This is a genomic window from uncultured Gimesia sp., from assembly GCF_937910335.1.
Taxonomy (GTDB): Bacteria; Planctomycetota; Planctomycetia; order Planctomycetales; family Planctomycetaceae; genus Gimesia.
In genome coordinates, this window is the sequence record NZ_CALEMX010000531.1 from 1 (window position 1) to 11,917 (window position 11,917).

Genomic DNA, 11,917 nt, shown 5'->3' on the forward strand with positions numbered 1-11,917 from the left:
GTCGTGGTCGTGGTCGTGGTCGTGGTCGTGGTCGTGGTCGTGGTCGTGGTCGTGAGGCGCATTAGCCTTGTTGACAATCTTGGTCTCTGGTTGATCCTCAAACAGGAAGGCGGCTTCAGCAGCGCGATAAATGGTCCTCAGCGAAACATGATGTGCAGACGCCAGCTGAGCACACGATTCGTATTCGGGAGTAAAAATGGCCTGCTGATTGGGAGCGCGAGAAAGTTTTCCAGCGACTTCTCCCCAGCTGGTTTTCACTAGCTGTGCCCGGCGATCGCGTACCGTGCGTTGTAACTGATGGCGACGAATGCCCAGTGTTTCCGTCTCCTGAAACAGAATCGATTCCAGGTTCTCTGCTGATTCCGGTTTGCAGATAATGCTGAGCATGACTGCCGGGCGGTCTTTTTTCATTTGGATTGAGGTACTGTAAACATCCAATGCACCCGCTGCCAGCAGTTTTTGTTTCGTGAAGCCGATGACTTCCCCCGAAACATCGTCGAGATTGGTTTCCAGCAAGATTACATGGTCCGTATTACTGGATGTTGCTGCTTCACCTACAAAAATTCTGAGCAGATTGGCTCTCTCAGGAAAGGTCATGGTTCCTGCGCCATAGCCAATTTCTTCAATCGTCATGGGAGGCAGCATTGAAAAACGATCTACAAGCGTGGAAATGATGGCAGCGCCCGTAGGTGTTGTCAGCTCGGCTTGAATGGGAATATCAGCCAGCGGGATTCCCTTTAACAATTCTGCGGTCCCCGGTGCAGGCACGGTACAGATCCCGTGGTCTATTTTGATTTGCCCATAACCTGTTGGAATGGGACTGGAGATAATTTGCTCAACCCCCAGCAGATCAAAGCCAATGGCAACGCCTACGATATCCACAATCGAATCGATGGCCCCAACTTCATGGAAATGAACTTTGTCGATTGTCGATCCATGTACCTTGGCTTCCGCTGATGCGATCGCTTTGAACAGTGAGAGTGCCATCTCGTACTGCTTCGGGGTGAGTTGCTCAGATTGCTTCAGGATCTGAACGATATCGCTTAAATGGCGATGTGCATGTTGCTCGGGATGCTCAATTTGAACCGAAGTCGCATGGAAGCCTCCCTTCATGGTTGAAGAGAATGTCAGTTTGACGTCGGGCAGACCCAGTGAATCGATGCCCGCGCAGATCTGCTCTGCACTCACGCCTGCGTCAACCAGGGCTGCCAGAGTCATGTCACCACTGATTCCGGTTGAGCAATCTAAATAGGCAATTCGCACGGTCGTGTATCCAGGAAGGTTATGAACGGAAGAAAGCGGGTTATATTAAGACGTGGATTCTAAAGAGAACGCGTTGGTTCTCCAAGGTCAATTCCCCAAACCTCACGTCAGTCTGGCCAGGGTAACTCCAATCAGATCAAGAAGATACTGAGTGCCCGGTTTTCAGATGCGGGTTCAGGATCGCAATTTTGATCAGAATTCAACGTTGATAGATGGGCAGGTACTGGTATTCAACCGCCAATGCCAGAACAGCCAGTGAAGTAGCATAGACTTTCCCGGCTTCTTTTTCGCTGCCTTTCGTGGCAAGCCAGCTGCCATCGTGCTTTTGCATTTGCAGTAATTGGGGAATAATGGTCGCCCGGGTTTTTTTCCAATAATCACCGCCCATTTGGAACATACCGATACTGCAGTAATAGGCTCCATAGAAGTAGTAAAATTCGTCGGGGTTGATGGGATGTTGTACGAGATAATCGCCGGCTTCCAAAGCATCTCGTGTATGATGTTTTCCGCAGATTTCCAGCGCGAGAATTCCTGTACCCGTACGTGTTGCACTGGGAGCGCCACCGGGCTGATAGGCAAAACCGACATTATTACGCCCTCGACAACGGCGCACATAGGCGACCGCTTTCTCGATGTGATCAGCTGAAATATCACAGCCGATATTCTTTGCCGCACGCAATGCCAATAGTTGCCAGCCCGTGACACTCAGGTCACTGTCTTTACTCGTTTGATTATAGCGCCATCCCCCGGCGTTCCTTTTATCTTTGGCGACATTCTGTGCAGAGACAATGAGCTTGATCGCGCGCGTTAGAACAGCCCTGCATTTTTTTTCCCGTTCCCCTTTTAACATACCAGCGACTTCTGCCAGCATCAGCGTGCTGATGCCATGGCTGTACATCGGGCCGTGACTTTTATGATGAACTACTAGCCCGTTATCTGCCTGATGTGCCAGTACCCAGTCAATTCCTTTGTTGATTTGATCGCCATACGGGCCCTCTTCCGGGACATAGCCGGCTGCCATGAATGCCATTATCGCCAGTGACGTTGCAGCCGTTGACTCACCATACGAGTTAAATGACCAGGCCCCCGATGGCTGCTGAGATTTTGATAAAAACTGGACCGCTTTCTGGATGCCTGTATCGAGTTGTTGTTTTTGCGCGTCCAGTTCCTGAGACCAGCAACGGGCAGGAGTTGGTCCTAAAATGACCAGCACGAATAGAACTATCAGCCAGCGCGACATAGATTGCTTCCTGTGTGTCCGACTGAAATCGGATCCTTACTTATTATCTGGTTTCGATTTGGCGATCGCTTCAAAATAATGTTTGATCAAGCGGGCATATTCCGGGTCTGTTCTGCTGCGTGAACCTTGTAGAATTTCCGTATCGAGATTTCCGGGGAGTTCGCCCCAGTTTCGATTCGACATCGCTTTCAACTTCGTCTGAAGCTGAGTGAAGTCAACGCTGGTTTTTGCACCACCTCCCTCACTTTCACCTTGCCCTTTTCCGGGAGCTGGATTTTTGGCAGCAGTTTGAGATTGCTGTCCTTTTCCAGGGTCGGTACCTTTCTGAGATTTTGACTTCAATTCTGTCGCTGCCTTTGAGAGAGATTCTGCGGCTCGTTTGAGCGATTCCGCTGCTTCCCTGGATGCAGATTTTTTGGAAGATTTTCCGGACTCGGATTGTTGACTTTGATTCTTTGAATTTTGAGCCGTCTGTTCTTTCGATGACTGGCCTTTCTCTCCGGGTTCGCCTTTTGCCTGACTCTTTTGCTGGCTGGTATCAGATGGTTTTTGATCGGAAGGCTTGGCCTCTTTCGGTTCTGATTTTGCATCGGAGGGAGATGCTTGATCATTTTTCGCCATTTGAGGATTACCGGGTTTGAATTCGGGACTCGCTTCCAGTTGCTTTTGTGCATTACGAAGTTGCTGAGCTGCATCAGTTACCTGATTGCCGACTTTTTCAGGGACGGGAGACTCTTTTTGTTTACTGGAACTCTTTTTTTGTGCCTGTTGGGCCGCCTCTTGAAGTGCCTTCGCAGCGGCTTGCGCCTGTTTGGCAGCTTGTGAAAGATTTTCCTCGGAAAGACCTTCTATTGCTTTCTGCATCGCCTGACTGGCTTTTTCAGTTTTTTGTTGCGCCTGATCTGCTTGTTGACTCTCTTTTTTCAATTCCAGAGGATCTGACTCAAGCTTGTTCGAGGTTTCTGCCAACTGTTGGGATAATGATTCGGTCTGCTGGGCCAGATCTTGTTGTGAATTTTTAACAGCTTCCTGTCGCTTGGCCTCTGATGTAGAAGCTTGCTCCATTTTTCCAGCGAGTTCCTGCTGCTGGTTTGCCATTTTTTCGGCCTGCTCCAGAAACTCATCACGCTCAGCCTCCTCTTTGTTTTGTGCCTGATGCGCTTTCATGATTTCTTCGGCCACTTTGGAAGCCCGATTGGCGGCCTGGCTGGCTTCATGTAAACGTCCCGCGCTTGCTGCCTGTTGTGCTTTGATCGATTCTTCAGCCAATTGTATGACTTTGCGGGTCGGTTCCGATTCGGGACCAAACTGTTGGGCAGTCTCCAAAGCAAATTGAGCTGCTGCTTCCGCCAGCGCCTGTTGCTGTTCTTGTAAGTCGCGGACTGATTCGGGTTTCGCCTGATTTTCTTCAGGTTGAGCCTGACCAGGTTTCATTTTCGTATCCGCTGGTTGTGCATCCTGAGCTGGCTTGGAATTGGCGGCATCCGCTGCAGGCGCCGCCTGTGCTTGATTCTTCTTAGCGGGTTCATTTCCAGCCTGAGGTTCTGCCTGCTGTTGTGGTTCTCTCGCGGGAGGCTTACCGGCTGAGACAGGAGCCTGTTCCTGTATGGCCTCGGCCAGTTGTTTTTGAGGTTCTACAAGCTGCGATGTCTGATTGACCAGCGAGTCGAGTTGTTTTAATTGAAAGTTTCGAGCAGCATCGACCAATTCGGGTCTGCGTTCCAGTAAATTGTCCAGATCCTTGGCAAGCCGCGACTGGCGATGTTTCAATTCTGCTTGAAGCTGTGCCAGTTCCTGCTCAGTTTCCGGAGACATGCCTTTCTGATGAGGATCTGGTTTTTCAGGAACATTCTTAGCCTGATCAGGCTTTTCTCCTGCAGGCTGTTTTTCCTCATTCTGCTGTTTTTTACCATTCTGCTGTTTTTTACCATTCTGCGGTGGCTGTGGTTGTGGCTTCTGCTGAGTGTCTTCGACTTTATTATTGAAGGCCAGTAAATCGTCAGCGAGATGGTTCGTTTCTTCAGCCAGACGATCCAGATTCAATAAGTCATTTTCCAATTCCACCAGCTTCTCATACTGACGGGCGAGGTCGCCGAGCTTCTCTTCTGTAGCAGACATGGCAGTCGGAGTTGCTTCCAGCGCTTTACTTGCTTGTTTCCTTGTTTCAGAATCCGCTGCTGCTTTTAACTGATCATGATTTTCTACGAAGTCAGTCCGCGCCAGATTTTGTACCTGCTCAGCAAGTTTCTGATACAGGGGAAGCTGTAGAAACTCATTCGCCAGAGTTTCAAGACGCTGAGCGAGCTTGCGTTCGGTTAAGGAATTCTTCAGTAAATCTTGTTGATCTTCTGGTTTTAAATTGTCTTTTTCAGCAGGTTGTTTCAATTGCGCAATGTTTTGTTCCACCGTTTCTCGATGCGTTTTATATTCTTTTTGGATTTTTCGGAGTTCATCGCGTAACCCCTGTTGGCGGGCTATGACTCCTGCTGAAAGCTGCTGTTCGGCGTTTTTATCAATTCCGAACACACGGGGTGTTGACCAGACCTCATTCGGTGAGGGAACTTCACGGTTATCAGTAGCGCGAATTCGGTAAGTAAAAATATCCGACTGTGACGCCGACAGCTTCTGTAGCTCGACTTTGAATTCATGATCTACATTTGATGTTCCCAACTGTTCAACCGGAACTTTGAAGACGGTTGCTTTTTCATCCAGTTTTTTAACATGGATCTCCAGTTCTTCAACGGAAAAATCGTCGGTCACTTTGACGGGGATCGTCAGCGTTTCATCTGGTTTAAAGAATTCAGGCTGATTGTAGATCGTAAGTTCAATTTCAGGAGCCCGGTCCGGCATGACTTTGACCAGGTGCTCTGAAGTTTTGGTATGTAGGTTGCCTTTTTGGCTCCGAAATTCGAGATGGAATAGAAAACTGCTTTTATTGACTGGCAATTCCAGTTTGGCAGTGAGCCGGTCTTCGCTTAAGACAAAATCTTTTTGTTCAACGGGCGGCCGCTCCTGGGGATCTGCACCTGATGAATAAAGTTGATATTGAAGAGTAGTTTCGGTAACAGGGCGATCAAACGTCAGGCTGAATGCCAGTCGACTCTGCTCAAGCACACTGATTTCACTGGGAAGAACCGTCAATTCCTGCTGCTCTGCATTGGTATATGCAGGAGGTATGACCGATAGTTGAGTCTCAGTGATCGAGGCGGGCTCTGCAATTTGAATCGAATAGATTTGACTGCGGCTGCGATCAGACGAAATTGTATATTGAAATCCTGTGAGCAGTCGAGAAAATTGTGTTTTATATTGCCCGGCTTCTTGATCCAAATCCATACGCCGCGACAATGGTTCGCCTTTGGCATTTTCCCATTGAATCCAGACTTCATTGACGGTTCCTGGCTGCTTAGTATGCCAGTGAGGTGTAGCAATGATTTGCAGGTCGTCGCCTCGGGCAACAGTCGCATCCCCTGGCTGCACTTCAAAATAAAGCGAACTCACCGTGGCGAAGTTACCCCAGGGGATGACACTTCGTGAAATTAACAGACGGTATGCATCAGGCCAGATCAACAGAGGAGTTAAAAAGATCAAAATTGCAATGCCGGCACTCATGATGAATCGCATGGTTCGATCTGAAGGAACCGAATCAGTAATATTAAATGTCGTGAGCGAGGCAATCGTTTCTCTTGCCAGTTTTTCTCGCATTAAAACGGAACTGGTTTCGTTTTCCGCGGAGGCCAGTTCCAAAACGGAAGTCAGCCGCTCATTGAGTCTCGCTTGAGATTCTTCCACAATCGCAGCGAGCTCAACCGAAGTTCGTTTGTGAAAGACACGTCGTAGCATCGCAAACCAGAGACAGGCCACTAAAACGGTGACCGAGAGCGAGCTCATTGCAATCCGTGCGGTAGTGCCGAGTGAGAGAATCAGATCCAGACTGATCTGTAATGCCACCAGACAGATGAGTACAAGTATTATCAATCCGAGGCCACGTAGCAGAGCTAGAGAACGGATTCTCCGATCCAGTTGGCTTAACTGTCGTTTGAGTTCACTAACAAATTGATCGAGCTGCCCATCCATATTTGATCTCAACGTGAAGAGGTGGTTCTATAATTGATCTATGAACGATTGAAGGTGAACGATTGAAGTTGCCCCGGGTCGATTCTTCGGAAATACCAGAATATCTCTGTAGACCGCAGACTGTGATATTATAACAAGATTGGGAACAAATTTGTGATGAAAAAACCGTTTCGGACCAAAATCTTTTCAAGGTAAACCATTCAGTTTCCGAATCGCCCACTCTGCGGTGAGAATTCCCATGATCAGAACCAGAATCAACCAATGGTCCCACAAGGAAATTTCATCCTGATTGGTCGTTTTCTGGTTGAGAGAGGGGATTAATTCCAAGAGTTGATCAATCGTTTCCGGAGCCAGCAACTTTCCGCCGCTGGATTCGGCGATTTCGGAGAGGAGCTGCGGATTGGAAGCCAGGTTTCCCAGTTCGATGGTTTTTATTTGATGGACAAACAGAGGAGTAGTGATCTCTTTACCCTTGGCCACTTCAGGTGACGTGTTGAGTTTGAGTTGATATTCCCCGGGCGGGAGCGGAGGGATGTTGGCTTCGTGAATGAGCGGCTGACTTTTTTGTTTGATCAGATCGAATGAAGCGATGACTTTTTCAGGGTCTGATACTTTGTAAATGGCGACGCTGGATTTCACGTCAGGGAATTGTGCCAGATATTCCTGAGTCCAGCGCGCGGACGCTGTTGAGATTTCGCCCGCGTCAATGTCAGTTTTCGTCAGACTGAATTTTACAAATTCATTTCCAGCAGCCGCTTTGTTGCGTGCAGCCGATCGTGCCATTTGTCCCCAGAAGCGATGGTGATAGCGGTCACCTACGCGAAACCGCCAGCGCCACGTACTGTCGATGCCGATCCAGATGACTTGCCCGGAGCCATACTGTTGTTGAATGATGACACCATCAGTATCATCATCAAGAGGCGCATTAAACGGCGAAACACCATACGCTAAAACGGTGGCTCCCGGTTTCTTTTCTCCTTCAAGAAACCAGAGATGGCCGGGTAATTGTTTCCAGATCTCACGATTGATTTCCGGATTCACATCAAATTGAAACAGTGATTCCGCTTCGCCTTCCGGTGTTAATTCGAGACGCATGCCTCGTTTTCCAGGAGGCACTTTGAAGGCGTCTTGATTCCAATCGATAACTTTTAAGTTTTTCAACGGGAGAAGTTCATCCAGAATTTTAGAGCGATGGCCTAGCGGGAGAAATTTTTTCCCCGCCAATAACACTAGAGTGCCTCCCTGATCTGAAACAAACGTTTTAATTTGTTCCCAGTTTTCTTCTTTCATATGCTCGGGGGAAACATCGCCAATAATGATTAGGTCTTTTTCTCCAAACGGATGAGATTTGTTTTCTGGATTCGGTCCATCATTTTTCCGGGGAGTCTTTGTTGGCAATTCATCGGGAAAAAATGGCTGAGGCAGAAGCCCCATGTAGGGTTGTTCAAACAACACCTGCTGGAGATCGATGCGTTTGTCTCGCTCCAGAGCATTATGCAGGAAACGAAACTCCCAGCGCGCCGTTTCATCAATTAAAAGCACGTGTGATTTGTCATCAACAATATTGACAGCGAAGTTCTTCGAATTATTGTCGTCACGAGTTTCCCCCGGCAGAATATCTGTATGCAGCGTGTATTCCTGTCTTCCCAGTTTCTGGGATTCCAATTCAAATTCGATTTGGTGACTGACCCCCCGTGACGTAAACTTTTTCACTGCAACTTCACGGTCATTTTGTTTCAGGATCACAGTGAGTTCCTGACCGTCGTAACCGTTAGAGGCGATGCGCGCTTTGAGTAATGGTCGATCATCTTTAAAAGCGGTCTGCGGATAATCGAGTGCCGCTATCGAAATATCTTTGGGTTGATAGGTTGATCCCACAATCACAGGGTAAATAGGTACTTGCATTTGTCCCAGCTGTTCTGCCGTCGTGACAGGATTCAACTGACTGTTATCGCGACCATCCGTCAGCAGGATATAACTGGAAATCGGAGCAGAGCCGGTATCGGAACTACCGGGTGAAGCTTTAAGGGCCTCTGAAAGATTGGATAACTCCATATGAACCTGATCGGGAACCTGAATGAGAGAGGTCTCCAACGTCTGTCTATCTGCAGTCACGGCGTTGCCGGCAAACAGGACAAGATCAACCAGTCCTCGTTCCTGTAATTTTTCCAGTATGGGATTCGCCGGATTCAAGAGTAGTTTTTGTGCGATTTGTTTGCGGGATAACTGATCGATTTCTTCAAAGACCGCGTACAGGTTTTGTTTACGGCTGGCAGCCAGTGAGGCGCGTTTTTCCGGATTTGCGGTTTCGCTTTTATCGACCCATTCAGGTTCTTCTTTTAAGGAGAAGGATTTTTCCCAGCGATCGAGCCGGGCATCGACTTTTTGATTACCGATCATTTTCAAGGCGCGCGCCAGCCGCAGTTTTTCCAGATCGCTCGCATGCAGATCCTGCGTGTTCATACTGTCAGAGACGTCAATCGCCACAACAAGCCGGCCTGTTTTTTCAGTATCGAAAGACCATGTCAGAACGGGTTCCAGGAATGTGAGTAGAATAAAAAGCAAAGCCAGAACGCGCAGTGTGATCAGGATGTTTCCGATTGAGGGTGGAACCAGGCGGCGTTCATAGCGAAAGAGCAGGATGATGGTGACCAGCGCCAGCACGATCGCACAGACGCCTGTAATCGTCCACCCACTTAATTCAAAACTATTAAATTGGAATTGCCTGTCACTCATTGCAGCAGAGATCTTAATACGAAATTATATGGAATTACTCTAAACCTTCGGGGTGTGCGGCGTGGCCACCTTGCACCAGTCGTCTGGTCAGAAACAACTCTCCGACCATTAACAGCAGAAAAATTAATAATATGAATTTCCAGAATTCAGTCTCCGAGACATCGGAAAACATGCCCTGTTTCAACTCATCCAGTGTCGTGAAAAATGTCAATTGATATTCATCAGTCAGTGTTTTCTGTTCTGCTTCAGAGAGGGGGGTCAGATCTGATTCACTACGGTCAAAGTTCACGACTACTCGATCAGCGTCGAGTTCTGATTCCATGCCCGGTTTGGGATTCAAGGCATAAACCCCGGGAATTGATGTGTTTTGACAATGAAAGGTAGCTGTTGAGGTAGATTGTTCAATCGTACCTGTGGCTGGTTCTTTGTTGGGATCCAGAAATTCGAACTGGTCAATGGTCGTATTGGCGGGCACTGGTATCACGATGGGCTCGTCGGAATTAATATTGCGAAACACACGACCCGATGAGAGTTCGAAGACGGCTTCATGCAGGAACGGTACATAATCCGGCTTGGCTGGCAGGTTATTCCAATCTGCATCGAGCGAAGATGTTAAGAGTAAAACGCGACCTCGCTCGTGATTCATCATAAGCAATAATGGTTTCTCATTAGACAATCGAGCAATCTCGACAGGAACGGATGGAGGTTTTGCATCCGACTCTTCAGCCTGATCATCCTGTGGTGGTTTCGGATGATCCAATAGAGCAACATCCCACCACTGATGATATCGAGCAGATGTCAGACCGTTGGCATAGGCGCCTCGAAATCGTTTCAACCAGGGAGTCTGCAAGCTATCGGATTGAATTTGCACCAGATTTCCAATGTCTGCTCCTCGATTCGATTCGAGTGACTTGATTTCAAGAGGTATCAATCCTTCCGGATGAAATAGTAATTTCTGATATTGCTCAGCATTGATTTGATCTCCCAGCGCGATCATAACTCCCCCGCCTTCATGATCGACAAAATCAATCAGTGCGCCAGCTTGTTGTTCAGTCAGCGCATCGACGTTTGCCAGAATCACGACTGCCTGATTTTTTAAAATCTCGGTCGTCAGTTGACCTTTATCGATGATGGTGGTTTGAATCCAGGGAGTCCGGTTCTTGGGCGCCATTAAGGCAAGATTGGTAAAAAAAACTTCGCTGCGAGTCGAGTCAAAATCAGGTGTGCCATCGACCAGCAGAACCGGCAGTGCGCTGGTGACATGTAAGGCAGCATCAGACTGGTCATCTCCCGGTAGTTGATCGGCGTCAATCACAACGCTGACAACATGCGTTCCTTCTACATCAAATCGGTACTGGAACTCGACCGCTGCCTCGCCATGGTTTTCAATTTTTACCGATTGAGTTTTCTCGTTGATACGCTGGCCGTCGACTTCGAAATAAACAGGACAGATTCGGGTTGGTTCCGGCCCATCATAGCGAATCGTCGTCGAAATCTTTACCGGTAGATTTTTGACACAAACTTCACGTGATACCGATAACTGATCGACTCGTAGATTGGATTGCAAACCTTGATTTTTTTCTTCAGCCACATTGGTTGCCCACAGATCAATGGGAATTGCCGACTGCTGGAGTAGATCGTGCACCTGTTCCCACAGAATCGTATCCTGTGGAGTCCAGCAAAATGCCTGATCGTCCGTAAGTATGATGATCTCTCTTTTCAAATTCGAAGTCTTACTCAGAGTTTGAACGGCTTTCGAGATGGCATTGGGTAAATTCGAAGAACCGGAAGGGGGAGGGAGTTCATTTAATTTTTCTCGTACGATCTCAAACTGGTGTGTGGGAGACTCGGTAACCAGCCGCGGTTGCTTGCGGGCATCAATGATGGAAATCGTATCACCGGGATTCAGTTCTTCCATAAAGCGATGGATCCATTGAATCGCCGCAGAATGAGGAGTCGTCTCTTCTCCCTCCCAGCCCATGCTATAGGAACCATCAATCACAAACACGATATCACGAGATTGGATCGAAATAAACTTTGATAAAAGGCCTCCCGAAACCCAGGGGCGAGCGAGAGCGAATGTGATTAACGCGATTAAAAGCATGCGAATCGCTAGCAGCAACCAGCCTTCCAAGCGAATTCTGCGGCGCGTGCGTCGTCCCAGTTCCAGAAATTGCATCGCCCCCCATTGAATAATGTCGTAGCGCTTGCGGCTCAGTAAATGCACCAGAATTGGCAACGTAATCCCCAGCAAGCCGAGTAGCATCATCGGATTAAGGAAATTAAACGACATGAATGCCTGCTGAAAATTTGGGATGGATGGGGATAAAACACGAAGATGACTTAGTTTAAGGACTGGTGAGAATTATATCTTGAAATCGTCGTAAATGGTATTGCTCACATAATTAACAATTTAAGTCCGACTTAAACACAGATTTTCAGTGTACCGGTTTGGAAATTCCTATTGAATGATTATGATGGACGAAACGGTCTCATGTAAACATGTGTGGTGCTATTAACTTCCGAATATAAAAAACTCTGAATGAGTGAAGAGGTCTATTGAATGCTATCGATTCATACGAAGGGGAACCGGTCTCTGTTAGT

Annotated in this window: 5 protein-coding genes; all 5 read right to left on the bottom strand. The window is 47.9% G+C overall.

The annotated features are described in order from the left end of the window. The coding region (gene larC, locus Q0668_RS21855; protein WP_298868553.1) for a nickel pincer cofactor biosynthesis protein LarC at positions 1–1,263 on the bottom strand (1,263 nt) is incomplete at its 3' end. A gap of 199 nt (positions 1,264–1,462) precedes the next feature. Then, entirely contained in the window at positions 1,463–2,503 is a 1,041-nt protein-coding gene (locus Q0668_RS21860; protein WP_298868555.1) for a prenyltransferase/squalene oxidase repeat-containing protein, read from the bottom strand. Positions 2,504–2,539: 36 nt separating this feature from the next. Beyond that, positions 2,540–6,577 (bottom strand): DUF4175 family protein, encoded by a 4,038-nt coding sequence (locus tag Q0668_RS21865; protein WP_298868557.1) that lies wholly within the window; start codon positions 6,575–6,577, stop codon positions 2,540–2,542. Positions 6,578–6,763: 186 nt separating this feature from the next. Further along, the gene (locus tag Q0668_RS21870) at positions 6,764–9,313 is read right to left on the bottom strand and encodes a hypothetical protein (RefSeq protein WP_298868559.1); all 2,550 of its coding nucleotides are present in this window, start codon (positions 9,311–9,313) and stop codon (positions 6,764–6,766) included. 34 nt (positions 9,314–9,347) lie between these two features. Then, positions 9,348–11,606, bottom strand: a complete 2,259-nt coding sequence (locus Q0668_RS21875; protein ID WP_298868561.1) for a BatA domain-containing protein — start codon at positions 11,604–11,606, stop codon at positions 9,348–9,350. Between the last annotated feature and the right edge of the window lie 311 nt (positions 11,607–11,917).

Bases quoted from the DNA above. Each gene is read 5' to 3' on its own strand.
- Q0668_RS21860 (WP_298868555.1), bottom strand. From the start codon at position 2,503: ATGTCGCGCTGGCTGATAGTTCTATTCGTGCTGGTCATTTTAGGACCA.
- Q0668_RS21870 (WP_298868559.1), bottom strand. From the start codon at position 9,313: ATGAGTGACAGGCAATTCCAATTTAATAGTTTTGAATTAAGTGGGTGG.
- Q0668_RS21865 (WP_298868557.1), bottom strand. From the start codon at position 6,577: ATGGATGGGCAGCTCGATCAATTTGTTAGTGAACTCAAACGACAGTTA.
- Q0668_RS21875 (WP_298868561.1), bottom strand. From the start codon at position 11,606: ATGTCGTTTAATTTCCTTAATCCGATGATGCTACTCGGCTTGCTGGGG.